The following is a 24,114-nucleotide window of genomic DNA, read 5'->3' as shown; positions in this document are numbered from 1 at the left end:
AATAGTTGATTTAACAATATAATTCATAATAATGTAAATGATAAAATATTGCAGAGAAAAGTTTTAAAATATTTATTATATTTTTTACTTGTATAAAAATAAATATGTATAAATATAGCTTAATTAAAGCATAATAAAAATAATCTCTAGATATCTAGAGATTATTTTTATTATGCTTTACAACATCCATTTTATATACACGCCGTATCCTATTTTAGGATTGTTTTCTAAGGCATGAGATACTGCACCAATTATTTTATTATTTTGAATTATTGGAGTACCACTCATACCTTGCACAATTCCTCCAGTCTCCTTAAGTAAATCTTCATCAACAATTCTTATTTTAAAAGTTTTAGGTTCTGGAGTACATTGATTTTCAATTTTTAATATTTCAATATCATACTTAACACATTGATTTTGTTTATTTTGTAATATTATTTGCGCTTTACCAAGTTGAACTTCATCTAAATTAGCTACCTTATATTTTCTTTGATTTGAAAAATCTATATTTCTAGTTTTACCTTTTATACCATATTGCGTATTTTCTTTAAAATCACCAATTAAATAATTTTTACTTGCATTTATATATCCAACATTTCCACGAGATGATTTTTCTATCTCTAAATTGCTTGTTGTAGAGATAGTACCTGATTTAATAGGTATTTGTTTTGCATCACCGACATTAATTGCATGTCCCACTGCACCAAATTGATGAGTTTCAGGATTTATATATGTCAGTGTAGCAAAACCTGATATTGCATTATTAAAACTAACTCTTTTTAACGGTTCTTTATAACATATTAAATTTTTAATTACATTTCCTCTTTTAACAGTAACGCTAATTTGATTACCAGTAGAAGAATAAAACACATCTGATAAATGATTAAAATCTTTTATTAGATTACCTTCTACTCTCAAAATTAAATCACCGCTTTTTAGTGGACAGCCATTAACTTCATTGCGAACAATTAGATTTTCTAGCTGGCCATCAACTTGAATTACTTTTCCGATTGGAATTAAATACATATCATTATTTTTTTCCAAAGAATATGCATAATTTGCATTATTCATGAAAAAATATAATAAGAAGAAAAAACAAACAAAAAAGAAACTATTAAATTTTAATGACTTTAAATTGAGTTTTTTATTAAAATTTAGCAATGTTATAAACACCTTCTTTCTTGAGTTTGGTTGGTGCCTAATATTATATTTTGCAGAAGTAATTTTTTAATGCTTGGAAATGAGATTCAACAAAACCGTAGATTGCATAAATAAACAAAGCATAAAAGAAAAACGTTGAAATGAAATAAAACAAAAAATAAAAAAGAAATAAAATTTAAATTATATAGATTTTATTTCTTTTTAACCTTTCTTTTTACTATTTTTTTTGAATGTTTTTTAGAATTAGATGAAGATGATCTTTTTGAACTAGATCTTCCACCAGCAGTTGTCGGAACAGCAGGAATAGGAGGAACAAATATAGCATCCTCGCCGTCCGTAGAGCAAGCATTTACACTAGCTATTAATGCTATTTGGTCAGACAAAACAGCAAGAAATGTAGAAAGTATACTTAAATCTACATCAGATAATTCTTCTCCTAATGCAATAGCTAAGGTAGAAGCTAAAACTATGTAATCAAGCGATGAAAAATAACACAACTTCGATTGTTTTCCAGTTGAAGAGCTTGAACCACTTTCAGAATTACAATTTGAATTTTGATTATCATCATTATTTTGGTTTGTATTATCATCACAATTTTGATTGTTATCATTTTCAGAACAATTACTATTACACGAATTTGTATTATTTTGCGAAGTTGAATTAGAATCTCTAACAGGGCGTTTACTTTTGCTACTATATTTTCTTTTTTTTCTCTTCAAGAGTTATCACCTCTAAAAAATTTTATGTATATAAATATATATGAAAGACTACAGATTTAAATGAAAATAAAAATGTTGAGGAGGATAGTATGAAAAAATATAAATTTTTAACTACTACTATACTAATAATTGGACTTATAATGATTTTTACATCGAGTGAAACAAAAAATTTAACAAAATTAGTTTCAAATTTTTCAGCTTTAAAACTAAATCCTAACACTAAAACTGAACAATACATAATATGTATAGACCCAGGTCATCAGGCAAAAGGAAATTCAGAGACAGAACAAGTAGGACCAAATTCAGGCTCATATAAAGCAAAAGTATCTTCTGGAACAGCTGGTGTAGCGACTAAAAAGCCAGAATATGAATTAAATTTAGAGGCATCTTTAAAGTTAAAACATATATTAGAAAGTAGAGGATATAAAGTCTATATGACAAGGGAAAGTCATGATGTGGATATAAGCAATAAAGAAAGAGCTATATTTGCAAATGAAAAGAAAGTAGATATGGTAGTTAGGATACATGCCGACGGTTCTGACAATGAAGGAATTACAGGAGCATCTATTTTAATTCCATCAAAATACGGTGAATATACATCAGCTATTTATGAAGACAGCTCAAATTGTGCAAAATTTATAAATGAAAATATGCAAAATAATGGTTTCAAAGTAAATGGTATATTCGAACGTAGCGACTTAACAGGATTTAACTGGTCACAAGTCCCAGCAGTACTATTAGAAATGGGATTTATGAGTAACTATACAGAAGATCAAAATATGTCTAGTCCAAAATATCAAGAAAAAATGATGACTTCAGTAGCAGATGGATTAGATAATTATTTTAAAAATAAAAAATAAGGTGATATTATGACAAATATATTGGGGGAAAGAAGGAATAATAGCGTCTTAGAAAAGACATTAAATATTATAAGTCCGATTAAAAATAAATTTTCAAAACCAGACTGTAGAGTTCATATATTTATACAGGAAAATGCAATGAATAGCTTATGGTTAAATGGATACTATGAAGTCTATGAATTTTTTTATAGATACAAAAAAACAATAAATCAAGGAGTTGTATGGGCAGACCAAGATTTAAAATGCTATTGTCATTTTTTTAATACTTTTACAAATAAGGGTCTACCAGGTGTAGACGATAATGCACTAACACTAGCTATAAAATATTATGACTATGCTATAGATTTTTTTTATGAAGATGATATATACCAATCCATGTTTTATTTAGGTGCAGCTTGCCATCTAGTTCAAGATGTAACCGTCCCGCAACACGCCACAGGAGACTTACTAAACAATCACATGCAGTTTGAAAATTACGCAAAAGCCAATTATCTAAAAATAAAGCGATTTAGAATATACTCTGAACCGATTTTATTTAACTCTGTAGAAGAGTATATACGATTTAATTCTTATAATGCGATAAAGAACCAACATATGTATAAACACGTTCAAAATTTAAGCACTAGATTTTACTTAATTGCCGAAAAAGCATTGGAATTCTCACAACAGACAACAGCAGGAATCCTAATTCTGTATTTTAAAAATACGTATATGCAAAATTACAAAAATCAAATATAATAGTATAGATGTAAACAAATAAAATTTATAAGAGGTGGATAAATGCTAGTAGTAGAAAATGTTAGTCATGGTTTTGGAGCGAGAACAATACTAGAAAATGTATCTTTTAGACTTAAAAAGGGAGAACATATAGCTCTTGTAGGTGCTAATGGAGAAGGAAAATCTAGTTTCTTAAATATAATAACAAAAAAATTAATGCCAGATGCAGGTAATATAAAATGGTCATCAAGAGCAACAGTTGGATACTTAGACCAACATGCTGTTTTAGAAAAAGGAATGACTATAAGAGACGTATTAAGAGATGCGTTCAAAAACATGTTCGAGTTAGAACAAGAAATGTTAAAAATGTATGACCTAATGGGTGAAGCAGACGAAGAACAAATGAATAAACTTCTTGAGGAAACTGCTGAAATACAAACTATATTAGAAAACAGTGGATTCTATACAATAGATGCAAAAATCCAAGAGGTTGCTAATGGTTTAGGATTAGGGGAAATAGGTCTTGATAGAGACGTAACTGATTTAAGTGGAGGTCAAAGAACAAAAGTACTTCTTACTAAATTATTATTAGAAAGTCCAACAATATTAATCCTTGACGAGCCTACAAACCACTTAGATGAAGAGCATATAGTATGGCTTACAAGATATTTACAAGAGTATGAAAACAGCTTTATTCTTGTATCACACGACACAGACTTTATAAACAATACATGTAATGTAATTTATCATATAGAAAATGCTGAGCTTACAAGATACAAAGGTAACTACGACGAATTTGTAAGACTTAGAGATATTAAGAAAAGACAAGAAGAAAGTGCTTATGAAAAACAAGTTGAAGAAAGAAAGAAACTTGAAGATTTCGTAGCTAGAAATAAAGCGAGAGTTGCAACTAGAGGTATGGCAAACTCAAGACAAAAAATACTTGATAAGATGGAAATCTTAGAAAGACCAAAAGAAAAATTAAAACCAACATTCAACTTTAGAAATGCTAGAGCAGCAGCGAGAATAATATTCGAAACTAAAGATTTAGTGTTAGGATATAATGAACCATTAACTAAACCATTAAACTTCCAATTAGAAAGAGGACAAAAAATAGCTCTTAAAGGGATGAATGGTATAGGTAAATCAACACTTCTAAGAACTTTACTTGGAATGACAAAACCATTTGATGGTCAAGTTGAATTAGGTGATTACTTAGAAGTTGGATATTTCGAACAAGAAAGTTCAATGGATAACTACAATACTGCATTAGATGATGTATGGCAAGAATACCCTGTATTAACAAACTACGAAGTTAGACAAGCACTTGCTAAATGTGGTCTTACTACTGAACATATAACAAGTCAAGTTAGAGTTTTAAGTGGGGGAGAAGCAGCAAAAGTTAGATTATGTAAGTTAATGTTAAAAGACATAAACTTCTTAGTTCTTGACGAGCCTACAAACCACTTAGACGTAGAAGCTAAAGATGAGCTTAAAAAAGCAATAAAAGAATTTAAAGGAACAGTTCTTTTAGTTTGCCATGAGCCAGAATTCTACAGTGATGTAGTTGATGATGTTTGGAATATAGAAGATTTCACTACAAAAATAGTTTAATACTTAAATTAGAGGGGGCTTTCAATTGAGAAAGTTATTAAATGTAGTTGTATCTATATGTTTAGCTTTATTTGTGATTGGTTCATCAGTTATTATAACTATGAATATAAAAAGCATCTACTATAATGATATAGATAAACTAAACATAGAGTCTATGATTAATCTATCAAGGGAAGATATAATAGAGAATTACGATTATTTAATTGATTATAACTTAAGCTGGAATGCAGAAGAATTTGAGTTGCCATCTCTACCTTCATCACAAAATGGTAAAATCCATTTTGAAGAAGTGAGAGATATATTCCAAAATGTAAAAATACTTACTATAATCTGTGGAGTTATCTCTGTTGTAGGAGGTATTTTACAAATTAGAAAGAAAGACTTCAAATTTTTAAGAAATGCATCCATCTTAATTGTGATAATGCCAGTTTTATTGGCTATTCCAATTGCGATAAATTTCAATGCATGTTTTATTATGTTTCATAAGATAATGTTTAGTAACAATTATTGGATTTTTAACCCTGTGTTAGATCCTGTTATAAATATGTTGCCGGAAGCATTCTTTATGCATATGGGTATTGCAATTTTGGGAATTATGGTATGTGCAAGTGTAATTTTACAATTGATATATCATAAGGTTAAAAGTTAAATCATGGCAATATTAAAATAAAAAATTAAATTACAAAAATTATAATATTGAAAGAATGTCGAATAAATGGTATGATGGATATATTGAAATAAGACTGAAATAAAAACGAGACGAAAAAATACGAGTTAGATGATGTAAATCAATTCTAACTCGTATTTTTTTTGCTATAAATAATGCATCATAATTTAAAAAAATATATAATATCTTATTCAGAGTCTAATTTTGTAATTTCAACAATTTCTTTAAACTTTCCAATTATATAATCATAATTTTTCCTTTGGTGGGGAAGAGTACAATTTGTACAATCCTTTATACCTTTTTCTGTATATCTAAAATTTCCACCACATTTATCTTTTAAAGCATATAAAGGGCAATAACAGAATAAGCAGTTGAAATTTTCTGGGTCATTTGTTTTATGACAGGGAAAGTATTCACATTTAGTATTACTAAAAAATTTATAATTCAATTTATATATACCTCCAAAGATTATAATATGAGATAATTTTATTATACTATTTTAATTTAATTTATTATACTTATAATATAGAATCAATATATAAAAATTTATTGGGAGAAGACTTATGAAGGATTTTAGGGAAGTTTCTACGATGGAGTTGCTTTATAATGTGACTACTAAAATGGAAATTAAAATGAAAAAGTTTGAAGAATTATTTAAAAGCAATATGTTGAAATTCACACTAAAGAGGAAGGATAAAGAAGGAGATGAAATAGAAGAAGATGATAGAATAATAGAAAAAGAAAAAATAAAGAAATTATCATATGAGCAGTTGAGAAATGAAGCTGATGAAGGAGATGAAGATGCCCAGTACAACATGGGAAATTATTATCTAACCTTTGAAAGAGATAAGCTCGAGGGTATATCCAAGGCATTTGGCTGGTACAAAAAAGCATCTCAAAATGGCTCGAAAGAGGCACAGTATAACCTCGCATGTTTGTATATCGATGGGGTAGATATAGATTTAGATGAGGAAGAAGACGAAAAAGAGGAACAAGCCTTTATATGGTTTGAAAAATCAGCAGAACAAGGATTTATAAAATCAAAATTTTGTTTAGCGCTTTGTTATGAACATGGGATAGGAGTAGAAGAAGATAAACAAAAGGCATTTGAAATAGTAAAGTCACTTGAAAATGAAAAAAATAATTATCCAATTCAATATTGCTTGGGAGTATATTATGAAAATGGAATTGGAGTAGATAAAGACAAGAAAAAAGCATTTGAATACTATAAGTTTTGTGCTAATGGAGGGTATGATATAGCTCAGCTTAGGACTGCAATTTGTTTTGAATATGGAATAGGTGTAAAACAGGATTATAAAAAAGCATTTAATCGATATAAAAAAGCTGTGAGCAATGGAAATGAAGATGCAAAATATCTTATGGGACATTGTTATGAATTTGGAATTGGAACTAATGTAGATTATAAAAAGGCATTTTCAATATATGAGGAATTAAAAGAAATAGATTATGAAGATGGCATTTATAGACTAGCATATTGTTATGAACATGGAATAGGGATAGATATAGATAAAGAAAAAGCGTTTAAATTATATAATGACTTGGCACGAATGGGAAATGAAGACGCAATGTTTTATCTAGCACAGTGTTATGAATTAGATAGAAAAAATGTATTAAGTAATGAGGAAATTGTCGCAGATTTAGAAGAAAGCGACTTAGAACAAGATTATGGTGATGTAATGGTTATACAAGATGAAATAGCAGATTTAGATGTAGAACCAAAAGAAGTCACAGATTTAGAACACGATACAAATTTAGAAAAAGATATAAATATAGTTATAGAAGAAAATAGTATAAATCAACTACAACCAAAAGATTTAGACTTAACTCTGCAAAGCAGAATAGATGAGGAAATAACATTTAGCAAAGACTTAGGTATTAATGTATTTCTAGAGCAGACTATATTTAAACAGATAAAAGACAATAACCTAGAAAGTGACTTAAAAAGATTAATTATAAAGATTGATAAATGCATGAAATCATCAAATAAGTCGTTAAATTTAAATAGTCTAGGTTTTAAAAAGTATGAGGGGATAAAAGATAATAGTATTTATGGATTTGATTTCAATAACAAGATAAATGATAGTGATAGAATAATAGCATGTTTTATGAAAGATTATGTTAAAAAGAATGAATTTGACTTTGATAGATATAAAGGCAATAAAAACGACAAAAAGGGGATTATATTATTTTCAATAGCTAAGCACAACGATCAAGAAAAAGAAGCATTAAAAGTATCTAAAAGGATAAATAGCCACTTCTTTGATAATGAAAACTTCAAAAATTTAAATAGAAAAAAAGAAATGACATATAAAGATATGTTGGAAATAAGGGATAACGTAAAAAGAAACCAAGAAACTAATATGACATTTAGAGCTATTGATTTTAACGATAATGAAATAATATATCAAGAAGTACTGACAAAAGAACAAGCCAAATATATAGATACATTTATTCAAAAATCAGAACCATTCATATTATCAGGTATAGCTGGTAGTGGAAAAACACTATCTACAATCAATTTAATACCAGATATGGTTGAAAAAATCAAAAATATGAACTCAAACAAAAAAATTCTCTACATTACATTTTCAAACAACTTAAAAGAATATGTGAAATCAAAAGTAATGGAAAATTACTATGAATATAACGAATATATAGATATAAGAACTTTTGTAGATATATGCACAGAGATAAATTATAAGCATAACAACAAAAAAATAGATAGATCTAAAATTATAACGCAAAATTCTTATAATAAAAGTTTTACAAAGTTTTTAGAATGGTTACAGCAGACATCTAGGGACGGAAATATTATAAAGTTTATTAAGAAATATGAAAATGAAAAAAATATTATTTATAGCGAAATTTTTGGAATACTAAAAGGTTCTATGTACGTCGATTGGGACAGGAAAGAGCCATATATAGTAAACTCTGAATACTATATCAACAATAGTAAACAAATAGTAGAAGATTATAAAATTTTTGTAGAAGAAGATAGGCAAATTCTATATTCTATAACAGAAAAATACAACCAGTGGTTGTGCGAAAATGACTATCACGACATAAATGATATAGCATTTGAATTACAAAGTTTAATAAAAGAAAAATCTATAAACTATGAATATGTCGTAGTTGATGAGGTTCAAGATTTTACAGAGGTTCAAATATATATGTTGTTCTTATTAGCTAAAGAACAAGAAATTTATGCAAAGAATAAAACAAGAAAAATATTATTAGCAGGGGACCCCAACCAAATAATAAATCCAACATTTTTTAAAATAGGAAGGCTTACAAAATTATTTTATTTATACGGATATCATTATGAAATTGAGCGACTTAATGAGAATTTCAGAAACTCTATAAATATAATGAAGATGAATAATATTGTAAATGAAATAATAAATGATAAACTTCCGGCAAGAAAAGAAGAAGACAGACAGTTTGAAATAACAAAAAACAATAAAACAGGTATAATAGAGCAAGTTGAAGCGACAGAAGACAACTTAAAAATTATATTTAGTGAGCTTGATGCATCTGCAAAAGTTGCGCTTATAGTATCTGATGATGAGAAAAAACAACATCTAAAACAAAAGTACAACTGTAAAAATGCATTTACAATATCTGAATTTAAAGGGAAGGAATTCGATAATATAATAGCTTACAATATATTATCCGACTATGCAGATATTTATGAAGAAGTTTATAAAAAGGAAATTTTAAAAGAAGGTCATTACAGTTATTACTTTAATCGATTTTATGTTTCTATAACTAGAGCAAATTATAATTTAGTCTTAATAGAAGAAAAAGAAACAGAAGTATTAAAAGAAATCAAAGCAAAACTAGGCGACGATATAAAATATATAAAAACTTTAACCCAGTTTAAAGATTTAAACTTAGGAGAAGTAGTAGGAGATAGTATAGAGCTGTTTAAATTAGGAATGAAGTTTTTCTATGATGAGAGATATTCAGTAGCGAAGAACTACTTTATTAGAAGTGTGGAGCCAAATTCAAACAGTTTAGCAAGGTTGTGTGATTTGTTTGAAGAGGATGGAAAATACGAAGAAAAAGGAGACAAGCTATTTGAAATAGGTGAGTATAAATTAGCACAGAGCTATTATGAAAAATCATATCAGTTTTCAAAATTTGCGATTATGTACTTGTATATAGAAGATTTATCTTATGAAAAACAGTTGAGAGAATTTTATAATAGCTTAGAAAAAGAGGGAATAAAATTTAGCGATTTATTTGATGAATATGGAAAACAGTTTGATAAACTAAACGATATATTGCGAAATAAAATAATAAAAACGGAAAAATTAAAATCTAATATTCAACTGAAAATGGGGAATATAAACAAACTATTTGAAAATATAAATACAAAGGTGAATGGGAGATAGGTGAATAATATGACGAATAACGAATTAAACACAAGGGGTATAGTAGAATCAATTGATAAGTTTAATGAAAATAGTGAGCAAATATGTATAACGTTAAATGGATTAGAGGGGAGTATAAATGAATTTAATAAATCGATAACCAAGCTTGATTCTTTAAAACAAATCGATATAACCAAAAAGAAGATGGACGAGTTAAATACATATAAAAACAAAGTAGTGCAGATGGTAAGCGGGTTAAAAAATATAGATAAAGATTTGAGTGAATTAGATGAACTGATTAAAACTATTGCAAAGTTTGGAGATGAGATACACTCTGTAATGAAAAATAGCAATATGATAAGTTTTACTACAGTATCAAAAAACGTTAGAGACTTAGATAAAAAAATTACGGCTTTTAATAAGAGAATCGATACATTTATAGAAAGTGAATTATTAAAAAAGATGGACACTCAATATGAAGGTATAATGGAGCATATTGATTCTGTACTAGAAAGACAACAAAAAATGATAGATGAAATAGACAATAAATTAGATCAAATAGCGCCAGAAACTATCAATAATAAATCGACTTCTAGCAATATTGTAATTGATTCAAAATTTGAAGGAAATATCGAAAATATGATGAGAAGTGTTATAGAAGATGTAATTTGTAAAAATGACGGAAAGAAAAACTCAAAATCTTCAATTTACGCTGGATTTAGTACAAAAGTACTACAAGTTTTATCAGAAGAAGGGGAATTAGAGGCTAGTTATATTCTTGGAAATAGATATTATGATGAAGGTGAAATTGATAAAGCTATTTTAGAATATGAAAAGTTGGTTGATAATAATGACAATAGATGTGAAGAGAGATTAATTAAAATATATAAACAAAAATCAAAAGAAGAAAATCCACTATATCAAGAAAAACTAGGATTTGAACTATATAGAGGTAAAATAATTAAAAAAGATATAGATAAAGCTATAAAATTATTAGAAAAAGCAGAGAAAAACGGAAGTAAAAATAGTAAAAAATATCTAGAGCTTATAAATTTAAAATAAAAAATTTAATAAATTTGTGGAGGGGTGAAAGATTTATTCACCCTCTTTTTGATTTTAAATTATAATATTAATAAAATACTTATTATCAAAAAAATCCATAAAAAACTTATAGTTTAATGATATAATTATTAAGAATATTTATCTAAAATGAGTTATTTGCAGTAAAAATAGAAAATGATATATATAAAAGAATGAAATTTATTATAAAAGTCAAAATATATAATAAGGCAAAAATACTGGCAAATAAATGAATTGACAAGAAGTAAAATAAAGAGGTGATTTTGTGGAAGAAAAACTACAAGAAAAGGCCGTTTTAGTGGGCTTAAATATAACAACTAATGTAAAAAAAATCGACGATATTGATATAAATGAATCTATGGAAGAACTTAAAGAATTAGTAAAGGCTGCTGGAGCAGAAGTTTTAGCATCTGTAATTCAAAATAAACCAGCGAGAGATGCTGCTTATTTCATAGGAAAAGGTAAAGTTGAAGAAATAAGAGATTACTGTCAAATGCTTGGTGCTACAATGATAGTATTTAATGATGAATTATCAGGAGCACATATGAGAAATATAGAAGATGTTACAGGACTAAAAGTAATCGACAGAACAGCTTTAATATTAGACATATTCGCACAAAGAGCATTAAGTAAAGAAGGTAAACTACAAGTTGAGCTTGCTCAATTAAAATACAGATTACCAAGACTTTATGGAATGGGTGGACAAATGAGTAGAACTGGTGCTGGTATAGGTACTAGAGGTCCTGGTGAACAAAAGCTTGAAATAGATAAAAGACATATCTTAAATAGAGCTGCTGACATAAGAAAAGAGCTTAGAGAAGTAAAACAAAACAGAGAAACTCAAAGAGTTCAACGTCTAAAATCAAATATACCAATTGTTGCACTTGTTGGTTATACAAATGCAGGAAAATCGACTTTATTGAACGAATTAATAAAGACACACAAAGATTACGAAACTGAAAAAGAAGTTTTCGTAAAAGATATGCTATTTGCAACACTTGATGTAACTTTAAGAAAAGCTACTTTACCAAATAAAAGAGATTTTCTAGTAGTAGATACAGTTGGATTTGTAAGTAAACTACCTCATGATTTAGTAGAAGCATTCAAAGCAACACTAGAAGAAGTTAAATATGCAGACTTAATACTACATGTAATCGACGCTACAAACAGCAGTTTTGAATTACAAAAACAAACTACTGAATCAGTATTAAAAGAATTAGGTGCAGATGATAAGAAAACTATAATAGTTTACAACAAAATAGACAGACTAGAGCTAGATATTTATCCAAGAAATAGAGAAGATAGAATTTATATTTCTGCTAAAAAAGGTATCAATATGGATATCCTTCTAAAAATGATAGAAAATGCTTTAATGGAAGACACTTATCAAGTTAAATTATTACTTCCATACGATAAAGGTAATATATTCAGTAAAATAAAAGAAAAATACAACGTAGATTACTTTGAATATGTTGAAAATGGAACACAACTTGAAGTAAGTTTAGATGAAGAAGATTATAATATATATAAAGAATATATAGTTGAGGAATAAAAATGGACATAAGTTGGAGCAATATCGATAACTTAGATGACTACTTTATTACATATCTTCTTTATAACGAATCAAAAACAGTGTCCCAAATTAGCAAAATCAGAAATATACCAATTGCAGATGTAAATGATCATTTAATCAAAGCAAAATTAGAAATAAAATCTGCAAACAAACAAAAAGTAGAATCTTCAAAAGATATATTGGATAAATTTTTAGAATTAGGCAAAGACTCAAGACTTGAATTTATAGAAGAGCTGAGTCTAGATGAAGAAAAAGAATTAAACTTCAAAAGAGAATTATACAAAAGAATACTTAGAGAACAAAATGCAGATGATTTAATTGTCTTAATTTGGGCAACGGGAGAGTTTAGAGATGAAAGATTTTTAAAAATACTTCATCCTCTTACAAACCATAGACATTCAGACATAAGAAGAATAACTTATTCAGCTATTAGAAAAATATCTTCTCCAAAGAGCAAGTTAGTCTTGGAAAAGGGGCTATATGACCCAAATCCACAGACAAGACAATATTGTGCCAAAGCATTGGCAAAGGTGGGAGATGATAAGACAGTCGAGATTTTGCAACGACTTATAGACAGAAAAAAAATCAACGAAAAAGAATATGTCATCAGGGCATATAATGAAGCAATTTTGGCTTTGAAATATCTAACGGCAGGGGGAGAGGCACTATGAAGACATATAAAACATTACACAGTTTTGGAACAGATGAATACATAGTAGAAAAGTCTACTTTTATAGGATATGCAAAACCTATAAAGTCTGAAGAAGAAGCAGTAGAATTCATAAACGAAATAAAAAAGAAGCATAAAGATGCTACTCATAATGTTTGGGCATATACTGTTGGTGAAACTATGAACATCCAACGTTATAGCGACGATGGAGAGCCACAAGGAACAGCAGGAATCCCAACATTAGAAGTTATAAAAAAGGAAGACTTAAGAGATGTAGTAGTTGTTGTAACTAGATATTTCGGAGGAATAAAATTAGGAGCAGGCGGACTTGTTAGAGCATATACAAAAGGTGCAAAAGTTGGTATTGAAGCAGCTCAAATTATACAAAAGGTAAAATACAAAGAAATAAGTGTAACTATAGACTATAACCAAATAGGAAAAGTTCAAAATGAAATAATGAATATGGGTTACAAAATAAAAGACACTTTATATACTGACAAAGTAGAAATAATAGTTTACTCGAGAGAAGAAGAAGCAGAATCACTAAAATCTAAAATGATAGATATAACTAGTGGAACTGCAGAAATAGGTGAAAGTGAAGGGTTTTATCTATCTGAAAAAGAAGGGGAAATTATTTTTTAGATAGGGTTTATTTAACAATAGATATATCGAGGGGGACGTCATAATGGAAAGTGAAAAAAACAAAATAACAAGACAAATAGGAATCTCTCTAGCTATAATAGGAATTTTATTCTTAGCTATAGCAATTTTGAATTTATCAAAAAATGAAGAGATAATCATATTCTGCTTTATGTATGGATTTATGATTTTCATGGTATTTAATTTATTTAAATTATCTAAATCAGGAAATGTGGATATGAACAATACTATAGAAAATTTAAATAAATTACAAAAGGACTTAGAAAGACAAAATTTCATACAAGATATGTTGAATCACGCCAATATGGAATTTGAAATAAATGAAAAAATGGCTTATATAAATAAAATTATTGAAAAATACTCAGACAGTGCAGATGGTTATTACTATCGTGGCGAGTTTTATATAAAATTCGATAAATTTTATTCAGCTATAAAAGATTTTGAAAAAACATTAGAACTAGACAAAAACTATAAAGAAGCATATAGGGGTAAAGGTGTTTGTTATAGTAGACTAGGGGATAATGAACTAGCAATAAAAAATTATAAAAAATCATTGGAAATAGATCCAAGATATGAAGTAGCTTACTATAACTTAGGAGTATCTTATAGCAACTTAAAAGAATACGATAAGGCTATGGAAAGCTACACAAAAGCACTAGAAATAGACGAAAATGATGTTAGTGCCTATTATAATAGAGGAAGAATTCTAGCTTATTTAGGCAGATATAAAGAAGCATTAAAAGATTTTACAAATGCTATAAATCTTGAAAAATACGACGAGAGAATAGTCTACGAAAGAGCAGGACTATATTATTTAATGAAACAATATAAAAACTCACTACTAGACTACAAGACATTTGTAACTTTGGCTCCACATATGAAAGAAGGTTATTTGGGAATGGCGGATTGTTATTGTCAAATGAACCAAATTAATAACGCAATCGAATACTACAATAAATCCATAGAACTAGACCCAGAGTACGAAGAAAGCTACTTTAATCGTTCAGTAGCTTACTTAAAACAAGATAATTTACGCAAGGCCATAAAAGACTTGGACAGAGTTATAATATTAAATCCTAAAAATGGTGAAGCATATTACAACAGAGCACTTGCTTATGGTCAAATGGAAAATCACACAAAAGTAATACGTGATTTCTCAAAAGCGATAAAAATGGGATATAAAGTAGGAAAATCTTACTGCAATAGAGGAAAAGAGTACTCTATAACAGGAAACTTCAAAAAGGCAAAAGATGACTATACTCGCTCTATAGAACATGGTTACGAAAGTTATATTGTTTATATGGGGAGAGGAGCTGCAAACTTAGACTTAGAAGAATATAACGAAGCAATACTTGATTTTAATAAAGCAATTGAGCTTGATAAGAGCCAATTTAAAAATTATTATTATAGAGGTTTGGCTTATTATAAACTTCAGCAATATAAAGAAGCGATAGACGATTTTTCTGTTGCAATAGAAGGAAATCCATCTGACATAAGAGCTTATGAAAAACGTGGGGATGCATATTGCCAAACAGGTGATTATGATAATGCAATAAAGGACTTCTTTATGATAAGTAGATTAGAAGAAAAAAATTAACATAAAAAGCCTAAAACTATATTGTTTAATAGTTTTAGGCTTTATTTTTTTTGTTTGTCTTTGTGCATATAACCTTTTTGAATTTCAAAGATTCCTATAATCAATAAAAATACTCCAAAACATTTTCTTAAGATATCAGATGATAGATATTCTGCTAATGTAGAGCCAAAAAAAGCACCAACTATACCGAATAATACTATCGGAAGAACTAATTCAAAGTCGACGTTTTTCTTTTTAATATGTATGTATAGTGCTGCTATTGTCATAGGAATTGATGATAGTAAGTTGGTACTTTGGGCAATTTTAGGGTCAATACTTGCAAATAATATAAGAGCAGGGATTAGTATTGTTCCTCCACCCATTCCCATTCCGCCGATTATTCCAGCAAAAAATCCTATTATTGCTATTAACATAAATTCCTCCTATTAATAAAAAATCATTCTAATTGCAGATATTATCATAACTATTCCGAAAGCAATTCTCAAAAACTTACCGGTTACTTTGCTCAATAATTTTGCTCCCACGATACCTCCTATTATACTTCCTATGGCGGCTTTACATGTAAGACCAATGTCATATGTGCCTTTGGAGATATATATTATGGAGCTTGTCGTTGTTAAAAATATTATTACAGCTAAGGCTGTAGCATGTGATTTGTGTTCTTCTACTTTTAAAATATTGTTTAAGATAGGGACTAAAAGAGTACCACCGCCGGAACCGAATAGCCCATTAATAAAACCAGTAAAAGCTCCAATTATAGAATTTTTAATACTAAATGGATTGTTCATATCTTCACCTACCTTGTATTATTATTTGTGATTTTGATAAAACTATGTATAGATGCAAAAATAATAAATTAATTTTGAAATAAATATGGTATTATAAGTATAGATTTTTATAAGAAAGGGGTAAAATAAATGGGAATAAATCAAAAAATAGAAAAAACAGTAGATTGGCTTAGGGAAAAAGTTAAAGAAGCAGGATGCAAAGGATTAGTTGTTGGGGTTTCTGGTGGAATAGACTCAGCTGTAGTTTGTTACCTTATAAAAAAAGCATTTCCAGACAACTCTATAGGGGTAATTATGAGCATCAACAGTAACCCAAAAGACAGAGAAGATGCACTTAAAGTTATAAACGGTTGTGGAATAGATTATATCGATTTAGATTTAACAACTCCACAAGAAATGATATTAAACTCTGTAACTTCAGCTCTTAAAGAAAAGAATTTATATAATGAAGATGGGCTTAGAGCATCAGATTCAAACTTAAGAGCTAGAGTAAGAATGTGTTCTGTTTATACAGTTGCAAACAACCTAGGGTATTTAGTTGTGGGAACAGACAACGCAGCAGAAATACATACTGGATATTTCACAAAATACGGCGATGGAGGAGTAGACTTAGTTCCAATAGCAAACCTTACAAAGGCAGAAGTTTATGAATGGGCTAAGGCACTAGGAGTACACGAAGATGTAATTAATAGAGATCCATCAGCAGGTTTATGGGAAGGTCAAACAGACGAAAACGAAATGGGAACAACATACAACATGATAGACAAGGTTGTATTAGGCAAAAGAGATGAAGTTCCTCAAAAGGACTTAGACATCATAGATAGATTACATAAAATCAGTGAACATAAAAGAAACACAGCACCAAAACCTCCAAGATTCTAATTTACTAAATGGAAGTTTTGTGCTAAAATTTACTTTGCAATAGATTTTGAATAAATCTATAAATGAACGAAATTAAAATTAAGGAGTGAAATTATGGGTCGTATAGGCAATATTATCAATAGAAAAGGTAAACAAGATGCTAAAAGAGCATCAGTATTCACTAAACATGCAAGAGCTATAACTGTTGCAGCTAAAGAAGGTGGAGCTGATCCAGAATACAATGCAGCTTTAAAAACAGCTATAGATAAAGCTAAAGCTGACAATATGCCAAATGATAATATCAAAAGAGCAATAGACAAAGGTGCTGGAGCTGGCGGTGGAGAAGATTACTTCTCAAATACTTACGAAGGATATGGACCAGGTGGAGTTGCTGTTATAGTTGAAACTTTAACTGACAACAAAAACAGAACTGCTGGTAACATAAGATATTACTTCGACAAAAACGGTGGTAACTTAGGAACTACTGGATGCGTTGGTTTCATGTTCGATAGAAAAGGACAAATATTAATAGCTGCTGAAAATGTAAGCGAAGAACAATTAATGGACGACGCTTTAGAAGCTGGAGCAGATGATATAATAACAGAAGAAGATGGATTCGAAGTTGTAACAGCTCCAGAAGATTTCAACGCAGTTAGAGATGCTTTAGTTGAAAAAGGATATGAATTCGTATCTGCTGATATAAAATTAATACCACAAACTACTACAGTTTTAGACAACGAAGGTCAAGTAAAATCTATGGAAAAATTAATAGACTTACTTGAAGAAGATGACGACGTTCAGAACGTTTACCATAACTGGGAAATAACTGAATAGTTATTGGAAAGTTAGGGTTTGTAACGTTTTAGAATTTAAAATGTGAGAGATATAACACCTCTGATTATGAAATATGGAGAAATCTGTGTTGAGTGATTAGGGGTGTTTTTGATTATGGATAATATTTATGAAAAGTATATCTATTAAATTAAAATAAGTAATGATACAGAAAGAAAAATTAAGAGATATAAAAATAAATTAAATAAATTTTTTACTTATTGTAAGAATAAACATGAATTACTAGAGATTGAAGAAATAACACATTTTCATATTAAACAATATTTAAAGCAACCTAAATCTAAAGGTTTAAATCATAGTTATATAAATACAATTCTCAAGAACATTAGAAGTTTTTATAATGATTGTTACAAAGAACCATATTGTTTAAATATTGCAAAAAAAGTTGAATTTCTAAGAGAAAAAAGTTAGAGAGAGAAGAATTTTAGGATATGAAACAGTTGAGGTAACTAAAACGTATTAAAAAAGCATTAAAGATTAACAAATTGCAGGAATAAGTTGATTAATGAATTTAAGCAAATACAAAGGAGATGCTAGTAACACCCTTTTACACAAGAACCCAAATTAAAAATTAGCTAAAAAAATTTATTGAACTTGTATATATGAATATATTGGAAATACTAAGTTTGATAGTTATTAACAATGTAGTATACTATAATTATAATAAATGCATAAGAGGCAAAAATATGAATAGGAATGTGAGAGAAAATAAAGTATTAAATGTAAGTTTAAATTTAATAACAAATAAAAATATTAGTTCATATATAAAAAAGTTTTATAAATATATAATAAAAGGGGTAAAGGGAGTGATTTTATGTCTTGTAGTAAAAGGGATGAAGATAGTAATTTAATGTCTTGTGAAAATTTAAAGGAAGTAATATTAAATATATGTGAAGGCTATAGCCAAATTAAAGAAAATATATTAAATGAAGATATAGTAGAGTGTTTAGGGGATATTAATAAGGGTGTAAAAATTTTTAATATATTTAGATCTAAATACTCTATTTATAAATTTGATAGATTTTTAAAAGGATTTAATTATAATAATTGCAATGATAATGATGTATCAAGATTAATTGAATATTTAAAAAGTGATGAAAAAGTAGAGTTTGTAGCTAGTACATTTGATAAAATTTTATCTTCAAATTCTAAAAAATCATGTTATATAATGGGAATGTTGTTTAGTGAAATAGTTGAAAAAAATAAAAGTGAAAATATTACTAAAAGTGATTTAATGATAATTAATGCATTATCATTAATGAATGATTGTGATATTGAAAGTTTTGTTTATTTATACTCCTCTATTGAAGAATCAAATAAAGAGTATATAATAACAGATGAAATGAAAATTGATTATAAGAATAAATATAATATTTCAGATTTAGATCTTAAATTATCATTAAATACTATGCAAAATGCATCACTGGTTGAAAAAGGTTCTAATTATAATGAACAAAATGAATTACTTACATTTGATGAATTAAAATTTACAAAATTAAGCGAAAAATTGTATAAATGTGCTAGCTGTATAAATATGACAACATAGAAAGATTTTTCATTGATTAAAAATATATAATTTAATATATAGGTATATTAAGTATGAGTAGAAAATTAACAGTCATAAAAGTTTGTCAACATTGTAAAGTTTCCAAAAGCTTATCAGATTTTCATAGAAATAAAACAAAACCTTATGGACATAATTGAATATGTAAAGAGTTTCAGGCTAAAGTTAATAAAAAAATAAGAAATAATTTAAAAAGTCACTTTTCATAATTTTTTTTAATTATGAAAAGTGACATATATATAGTAAAACTATGTATTCGAAATAAAATCCAAAGCAATATAAGACAACTTCAGCTTAATAATATAATTCAAATCCTCAAAATCGATACAATACTCATCTCTAATCTTGCTCAAGCGATATTTCAAAGTATTATAATGCACATGCAGTTCATCGGCAGTTTTTTTGATATTGCCGTTATTATCGACGAACAATTTCATCATTTCAAGATATTCTTCTGATGCAGAATTTATAAATTCTTTAAAGTTCAAATCAATAATATTATCCGTATTTTCATTTATCAAAAACTCATAGACCAAGTCTGTCAGCATAAAATCGGAGTAATAATTTATACGATTTTTATGAGATGAGATAGTAGAGTAATCAAGTGCTTTTAGTGTCTGGTTGTATGCTATTTTAATATCGTGTAAGTTGAAGAATATGTCGCTAATTCCAACTGATAGATTATATTTTTCACATATGTCTAAAAAATATTTAGAGTATATTTTAAATTTGTGAGGATTATCATCTCTTGTGACATATAGTATGCATATCTGATTTTTATATATAAACACAAACTGGTTGAAAAATATAGATTTTATCAAGTCATAAAGTTCTTTTAATTTTTCTATTGTCATTTCTTCTTTCGAGCAATTAATATTTAGCAAAAAGAAGTTTGAATGTAGTTCTAAATTTAATATTTCACATGTATTTTCAAGAAAGTGAGGTTGTGTGTTATCACATGACAATAAATAATAAAATATCGAGTCTATTTGAGTGTTTTCGCAATAAGTAAAACGAGGGTCGTTTATTATTGAAGGGGCTAGTATTTTGCCCAAAATGTTTAACACACGCATGTCTTCTTTATTAAATGGTTTATTAGCCTCCAAAACATAGATATATGCTATGTTAAAATTATTTATTTTTATTGGACATGTAAGAACCCTATGTTCCATTACGTCCAAATAATCTATAATATGTGAATCACTTTCTGTTGATAGAGGTTGTACAAATTTAATATTGTAATAAATTTTCTCTAAATAATTTGGATCGGGATAGCCATATTTTAAATAATCTTCCCAAATTGTATCATTTATATCGAAATTATCATCACTATGACAACAAAGATAATTTGCAGAGTTAGTTATTATTATTGGATTTTGTAGATAGTGATGAATTGTTTTTATAATATCGTCTATATTTTGGTTTTGTGATAATGCATCTATAATACTGTTGGAAGATGCGATTATATCAGCATTTACGTTTATGATATCCTGCAAATCTTCTAACAATTTATATAGACTTATTTTATCTTTTTCTAATATTAGAATATTACAGTTTTTAAGTTGAAATAAATCATATTTTATATTTACATCTACTATTATCAAGAAGTTTATGATTTTATCGCTCTTAAAATTTTTTGGGAAATTGGATAATTTACATATATAAAGACTGTAAGAGTTAAGGTAGTCAAAATCATCTTCTATATAATAGTAATTTGAAATATTTATATTTTTTCTGATAATAACTATTGGATTTTTTGACGATAATTTTGTTGATATTTCATTAAATGTTGCTGACATATGAATCCTCCTTTCAATTTAGTCCAAGATCTAATTTATATCCCTCTGAAATTTCTAATGCAACTATTGCAAGTCTTAGTTTTATTAATGAATCAGAGTTTTTTAAATCTATGAAGTATTTAGTTTTTAATTTTTCGATTTGATATTTTAATGTATTATAGTGAATTCCAAGCTTTTCTGCTATTAAGTTTAGGTTTTCGTTGTAATCTAGATAGTATTTAATTGTGGTTATTAAATTTGTATTATTATCAGCTAGAAGTTTTAAAATCGTTGAATCTAAGATATAATGAAGCTTTTTTTTCACTACAAAATCATACATTAAGTCGTGTAAAACAAAATCATCATAAAAATTTATAAAAGGTTTTTCACCATCTGTAAAATTAAGATGATTTGCGAAATTGATAGCAGATAGTGATTCGAAATAGGCATTTCTTATACTAGAGATACCGTCAAATAACTTGCTGACTCCGACTGATAATGTGTAGTTTTGTATAAATTCGAGAAACTCTTCGTATTCTTTGCATTTCTTAAAATAATCAAATGAATTTTTATTGTTATAAAGAACAATAATGTTTTTATCAAATACAAATACATAGTGTTTTTCAAATATGCCTTGAACCATTTGTTTGACATAGTTTACCTTAGATTTTGAATTTATATTATCCAAATCACACAGACAAAGAAGGTACATATTTGAATCTAAGTCGAATTTAAAGTTAGATAATTTTTTTCTCATAAGTAACATGTTTGGCTTTGGATTATTCATTAAGTCGCTCAAAACAGAATCAAATCTGGATGTTTCTAAGTTTAGAAATTTTTTATCAGAAATCATAAGAGGATACATCATTTTTGCCAGAGTCTTGAGAATATGTATATCACTTTGAGTAATATCTCGATTGACTTCCAACACACATATACGCCCAATTGAAAAATCAATATGTTTTATTGGGATTGCAATTTCCCTATGATTCATAAGACCCTCAAAGAAAGTAATAACATGATTATAGCTAGATTCTGCTATAAGTCGATTTTCTCTACTTTTATTGTATTTTAATGAATATTCAGGATGGGGACGATTGTTTTTTAATTGAAATTCCCAGACTGGCTCATTTAAAATAGTTTTTCCAAGTTCAAAATAACAAGTTTCATATTTAGAATTTAGCACCATTATAGGGTTGTTTAAATACTCAAAAGCTATAGAAATCATATTATTGATAGATAGATCATCTTCAATACTGAAAAATAGTTTTTCCTTGAAAGATGAAAGGGCATCATCAAAATTTAATAGACTTTGAATTATTGTTATTATCTCAAATATAGAAATAGATTTTTCTTCTAAGATAATATAGTTGCAGTTGTTTAAGTAAGGCAAATCTTCTGGCTCGCCGATTATCAAAAAATTTATTTTATCATAATTAAAAATTTCATTTGGAAGTTTATTAGCCCTAAAAATATATAAACAATATGGGCTATAATCTTTAAGATTTTTAGTTGAAAACTTAAAATTTACTATTTCACTATCAAATGATATTTTGTATCTTGAAGTGAATTTAAAAAATTTGTCTAATATTTCATTAATGCTGATATACATTTTGGCCTCCTTTTCTAAAAATCACTAAAAATAAATGTTTCTAATTTATATTATAGAGCATTAAAAATAATAATTGGTAAAAAATGTAGATTTATTCAAAAATAATATGATTTTTTTATAAGAATCTACAAATAAACTTTATATGAAAATTATAAAATTTTATAAAAAATTCATATATTCCTACATTGAAAATAACCCTCTTAAAATCCTATACTTTAAATATAAAGAAAAGAAAAACAAACAGACGCAAAGAAAATGTTAACAAAATGATTAAAAAAATATTTATTATATGTTAGGGGGAAATAATATGTCTAAAATTCAAGAAGTAGCAACAGCAGTAGAAAGAGGTAAATCTAAAAAAGTAGCAGGTTTAGTTCAAGAAGCTCTAGATTCAGGCGCAACTGCACCAGAAATATTAAATGCAATGATAGATTCAATGACAGTAGTAGGTGATAAATTTACTAAAAATGAAATATTCGTTCCAGAAATGTTAGTAGCAGCACGTGCAATGCAAAAAGGTGTTGAAGTTTTAAAACCATTATTAGTTGGAGATAATGCAGTTTCAGCAGGAAAAATGATAATGGGAACAGTTGCAGGTGACTTACACGATATAGGTAAAAACTTAGTTATAATGATGCTTGAAAGTGCAGGATTTGAAGTTATCGACTTAGGTGTTGATGTACCAGCAGAAAAATTTATTCAAGCATTACAAGAAAATCCTGATGTAAAAATAGTAGGAGCATCAGCACTTTTAACAACTACTATGTCAGCTTTAAAAGAAACAGTAAAAGCACTTAATGAATATCCAGGTAGAGATAAAATAAAAGTTATGGTTGGTGGAGCTCCAATAACACAAGAATTTGCAGATGAAATAGGAGCAGATGCTTATACAGAAGATGCAGCAAGTGCAGCTCAAGTAGCTAAAAAATTAGCAAGTTAAGATT

General features: G+C 27.8%; 23 protein-coding genes. 16 read left to right on the top strand and 7 right to left on the bottom strand.

Going from position 1 to position 24,114, the window contains the following annotated elements; all coding sequences use genetic code 11:
* Window positions 1-177 precede the first annotated feature (177 nt).
* Both RDX53_RS02515 and RDX53_RS02510 read right to left on the bottom strand, forming a co-directional pair.
* The gene (locus tag RDX53_RS02515) at window positions 178-1,044 is read right to left on the bottom strand and encodes a SpoIVB peptidase S55 domain-containing protein (RefSeq protein WP_295763034.1); all 867 of its coding nucleotides are present in this window, start codon (window positions 1,042-1,044) and stop codon (window positions 178-180) included.
* Between the two features lie 308 nt (window positions 1,045-1,352).
* A complete protein-coding gene (locus RDX53_RS02510) occupies window positions 1,353-1,880 on the bottom strand; it encodes a hypothetical protein (protein ID WP_307993669.1) in 528 nt (175 codons plus the stop codon).
* Between the two features lie 89 nt (window positions 1,881-1,969).
* On the opposite strand from RDX53_RS02510, the gene RDX53_RS02505 reads away from it, so the two are divergent.
* The 4 genes from RDX53_RS02505 to RDX53_RS02490 are packed head-to-tail and all read left to right on the top strand — an operon-like array spanning window position 1,970 to window position 5,720.
* On the top strand, window positions 1,970-2,740 hold the full coding sequence (locus RDX53_RS02505; protein ID WP_195931019.1) for an N-acetylmuramoyl-L-alanine amidase: 771 nt from the start codon (window positions 1,970-1,972) through the stop codon (window positions 2,738-2,740).
* A 9-nt stretch (window positions 2,741-2,749) separates the two neighbouring features.
* A complete protein-coding gene (locus RDX53_RS02500) occupies window positions 2,750-3,478 on the top strand; it encodes a zinc dependent phospholipase C family protein (protein WP_195931020.1) in 729 nt (242 codons plus the stop codon).
* A 42-nt stretch (window positions 3,479-3,520) separates the two neighbouring features.
* Window positions 3,521-5,071 carry an ABC-F family ATP-binding cassette domain-containing protein gene (locus RDX53_RS02495; RefSeq protein WP_195931021.1) on the top strand — a complete coding sequence of 517 codons (1,551 nt, stop codon included), beginning with the start codon at window positions 3,521-3,523 and terminating at the stop codon, window positions 5,069-5,071.
* Window positions 5,072-5,096: 25 nt separating this feature from the next.
* Window positions 5,097-5,720, top strand: coding sequence for a TIGR01906 family membrane protein (locus RDX53_RS02490; RefSeq protein ID WP_307993668.1), 624 nt, complete (start codon window positions 5,097-5,099; stop codon window positions 5,718-5,720).
* Between the two features lie 205 nt (window positions 5,721-5,925).
* Here RDX53_RS02490 and RDX53_RS02485 read toward each other — a convergent pair whose 3' ends face one another.
* The gene (locus RDX53_RS02485; RefSeq protein ID WP_195931023.1) at window positions 5,926-6,186 is read right to left on the bottom strand and encodes a cysteine-rich small domain-containing protein; all 261 of its coding nucleotides are present in this window, start codon (window positions 6,184-6,186) and stop codon (window positions 5,926-5,928) included.
* Window positions 6,187-6,301: 115 nt separating this feature from the next.
* Between RDX53_RS02485 and RDX53_RS02480 the strand changes: the two genes are divergently transcribed.
* The 6 genes from RDX53_RS02480 to RDX53_RS02455 all read left to right on the top strand — a co-directional run bounded on the left by RDX53_RS02480 (window position 6,302) and on the right by RDX53_RS02455 (window position 15,715).
* The gene (locus RDX53_RS02480) at window positions 6,302-10,156 is read left to right on the top strand and encodes an AAA family ATPase (protein WP_307993667.1); all 3,855 of its coding nucleotides are present in this window, start codon (window positions 6,302-6,304) and stop codon (window positions 10,154-10,156) included.
* Between the two features lie 9 nt (window positions 10,157-10,165).
* On the top strand, window positions 10,166-11,197 hold the full coding sequence (locus tag RDX53_RS02475) for a S46 family peptidase (protein ID WP_307993666.1): 1,032 nt from the start codon (window positions 10,166-10,168) through the stop codon (window positions 11,195-11,197).
* Between the two features lie 283 nt (window positions 11,198-11,480).
* Window positions 11,481-12,767: a GTPase HflX gene (hflX, locus tag RDX53_RS02470; RefSeq protein ID WP_195929935.1), complete on the top strand. Its 1,287-nt coding sequence runs from the start codon at window positions 11,481-11,483 to the stop codon at window positions 12,765-12,767.
* Window positions 12,768-12,769: 2 nt separating this feature from the next.
* A complete protein-coding gene (locus tag RDX53_RS02465) occupies window positions 12,770-13,459 on the top strand; it encodes a helix-turn-helix domain-containing protein (protein ID WP_195929934.1) in 690 nt (229 codons plus the stop codon).
* The gene (locus RDX53_RS02460) at window positions 13,456-14,100 is read left to right on the top strand and encodes a YigZ family protein (RefSeq protein ID WP_195929933.1); all 645 of its coding nucleotides are present in this window, start codon (window positions 13,456-13,458) and stop codon (window positions 14,098-14,100) included. Before RDX53_RS02465 ends, RDX53_RS02460 begins: the two co-directional genes overlap by 4 nt.
* A 43-nt stretch (window positions 14,101-14,143) precedes the next feature.
* On the top strand, window positions 14,144-15,715 hold the full coding sequence (locus tag RDX53_RS02455) for a tetratricopeptide repeat protein (protein ID WP_195929932.1): 1,572 nt from the start codon (window positions 14,144-14,146) through the stop codon (window positions 15,713-15,715).
* A gap of 41 nt (window positions 15,716-15,756) precedes the next feature.
* Here RDX53_RS02455 and RDX53_RS02450 read toward each other — a convergent pair whose 3' ends face one another.
* Together RDX53_RS02450 and RDX53_RS02445 are read right to left on the bottom strand one after the other, a co-directional pair.
* On the bottom strand, window positions 15,757-16,128 hold the full coding sequence (locus tag RDX53_RS02450) for a sulfite exporter TauE/SafE family protein (RefSeq protein ID WP_195929931.1): 372 nt from the start codon (window positions 16,126-16,128) through the stop codon (window positions 15,757-15,759).
* Between the two features lie 12 nt (window positions 16,129-16,140).
* Window positions 16,141-16,503, bottom strand: a complete 363-nt coding sequence (locus RDX53_RS02445; protein WP_195929930.1) for a sulfite exporter TauE/SafE family protein — start codon at window positions 16,501-16,503, stop codon at window positions 16,141-16,143.
* A 129-nt stretch (window positions 16,504-16,632) separates the two neighbouring features.
* Between RDX53_RS02445 and nadE the strand changes: the two genes are divergently transcribed.
* The 5 genes from nadE to RDX53_RS02425 all read left to right on the top strand — a co-directional run bounded on the left by nadE (window position 16,633) and on the right by RDX53_RS02425 (window position 19,762).
* The gene (gene nadE, locus RDX53_RS02440; protein ID WP_307993665.1) at window positions 16,633-17,385 is read left to right on the top strand and encodes an NAD(+) synthase; all 753 of its coding nucleotides are present in this window, start codon (window positions 16,633-16,635) and stop codon (window positions 17,383-17,385) included.
* Between the two features lie 93 nt (window positions 17,386-17,478).
* A complete protein-coding gene (locus RDX53_RS02435) occupies window positions 17,479-18,198 on the top strand; it encodes a YebC/PmpR family DNA-binding transcriptional regulator (protein ID WP_022071231.1) in 720 nt (239 codons plus the stop codon).
* Window positions 18,199-18,345: 147 nt separating this feature from the next.
* Window positions 18,346-18,627 carry a phage integrase N-terminal SAM-like domain-containing protein gene (locus tag RDX53_RS14150; RefSeq protein WP_369124297.1) on the top strand — a complete coding sequence of 94 codons (282 nt, stop codon included), beginning with the start codon at window positions 18,346-18,348 and terminating at the stop codon, window positions 18,625-18,627.
* Between the two features lie 275 nt (window positions 18,628-18,902).
* Window positions 18,903-19,067, top strand: a complete 165-nt coding sequence (locus RDX53_RS02430; RefSeq protein WP_307993664.1) for a hypothetical protein — start codon at window positions 18,903-18,905, stop codon at window positions 19,065-19,067.
* Complete coding sequence (locus RDX53_RS02425) at window positions 19,031-19,762, top strand: hypothetical protein (protein WP_307993663.1); 732 nt, start codon at window positions 19,031-19,033, stop codon at window positions 19,760-19,762. Before RDX53_RS02430 ends, RDX53_RS02425 begins: the two co-directional genes overlap by 37 nt.
* Window positions 19,763-20,028: 266 nt before the next feature.
* Here the strand turns inward: RDX53_RS02425 and RDX53_RS02420 are convergent, their stop codons facing one another.
* Together RDX53_RS02420 and RDX53_RS02415 are read right to left on the bottom strand one after the other, a co-directional pair.
* Window positions 20,029-21,579, bottom strand: a complete 1,551-nt coding sequence (locus tag RDX53_RS02420) for a helix-turn-helix domain-containing protein (protein ID WP_307993662.1) — start codon at window positions 21,577-21,579, stop codon at window positions 20,029-20,031.
* A gap of 13 nt (window positions 21,580-21,592) precedes the next feature.
* Complete coding sequence (locus tag RDX53_RS02415; protein WP_307993661.1) at window positions 21,593-23,170, bottom strand: helix-turn-helix domain-containing protein; 1,578 nt, start codon at window positions 23,168-23,170, stop codon at window positions 21,593-21,595.
* Window positions 23,171-23,477: 307 nt separating this feature from the next.
* Here RDX53_RS02415 and RDX53_RS02410 point away from each other — a divergent pair, with 307 nt between their 5' ends.
* Entirely contained in the window at window positions 23,478-24,110 is a 633-nt protein-coding gene (locus RDX53_RS02410) for a corrinoid protein (RefSeq protein ID WP_307993660.1), read from the top strand.
* Window positions 24,111-24,114 lie beyond the last annotated feature (4 nt).

Origin of the sequence: uncultured Intestinibacter sp. (assembly GCF_902468165.1) — a bacterium.
GTDB lineage: Bacteria > Bacillota > Clostridia > Peptostreptococcales > Peptostreptococcaceae > Intestinibacter.
Note: the sequence above shows the minus strand (reverse complement) of the source record. Positions and strands in the feature narration are given on the sequence as shown.

Coding starts and splice junctions, on each gene's coding strand:
- RDX53_RS02505 (WP_195931019.1), top strand. CDS start 1,970: ATGAAAAAATATAAATTTTTAACTACTACTATACTAATAATTGGACTT.
- RDX53_RS02500 (WP_195931020.1), top strand. CDS start 2,750: ATGACAAATATATTGGGGGAAAGAAGGAATAATAGCGTCTTAGAAAAG.
- RDX53_RS02495 (WP_195931021.1), top strand. CDS start 3,521: ATGCTAGTAGTAGAAAATGTTAGTCATGGTTTTGGAGCGAGAACAATA.
- RDX53_RS02480 (WP_307993667.1), top strand. CDS start 6,302: ATGAAGGATTTTAGGGAAGTTTCTACGATGGAGTTGCTTTATAATGTG.
- RDX53_RS02475 (WP_307993666.1), top strand. CDS start 10,166: ATGACGAATAACGAATTAAACACAAGGGGTATAGTAGAATCAATTGAT.
- RDX53_RS02465 (WP_195929934.1), top strand. CDS start 12,770: ATGGACATAAGTTGGAGCAATATCGATAACTTAGATGACTACTTTATT.
- RDX53_RS02460 (WP_195929933.1), top strand. CDS start 13,456: ATGAAGACATATAAAACATTACACAGTTTTGGAACAGATGAATACATA.
- RDX53_RS02455 (WP_195929932.1), top strand. CDS start 14,144: ATGGAAAGTGAAAAAAACAAAATAACAAGACAAATAGGAATCTCTCTA.
- RDX53_RS02450 (WP_195929931.1), bottom strand. CDS start 16,128: ATGTTAATAGCAATAATAGGATTTTTTGCTGGAATAATCGGCGGAATG.
- RDX53_RS02445 (WP_195929930.1), bottom strand. CDS start 16,503: ATGAACAATCCATTTAGTATTAAAAATTCTATAATTGGAGCTTTTACT.
- nadE (WP_307993665.1), top strand. CDS start 16,633: ATGGGAATAAATCAAAAAATAGAAAAAACAGTAGATTGGCTTAGGGAA.
- RDX53_RS02435 (WP_022071231.1), top strand. CDS start 17,479: ATGGGTCGTATAGGCAATATTATCAATAGAAAAGGTAAACAAGATGCT.
- RDX53_RS02430 (WP_307993664.1), top strand. CDS start 18,903: ATGAATAGGAATGTGAGAGAAAATAAAGTATTAAATGTAAGTTTAAAT.
- RDX53_RS02425 (WP_307993663.1), top strand. CDS start 19,031: ATGTCTTGTAGTAAAAGGGATGAAGATAGTAATTTAATGTCTTGTGAA.
- RDX53_RS02420 (WP_307993662.1), bottom strand. CDS start 21,579: ATGTCAGCAACATTTAATGAAATATCAACAAAATTATCGTCAAAAAAT.
- RDX53_RS02415 (WP_307993661.1), bottom strand. CDS start 23,170: ATGTATATCAGCATTAATGAAATATTAGACAAATTTTTTAAATTCACT.
- RDX53_RS02410 (WP_307993660.1), top strand. CDS start 23,478: ATGTCTAAAATTCAAGAAGTAGCAACAGCAGTAGAAAGAGGTAAATCT.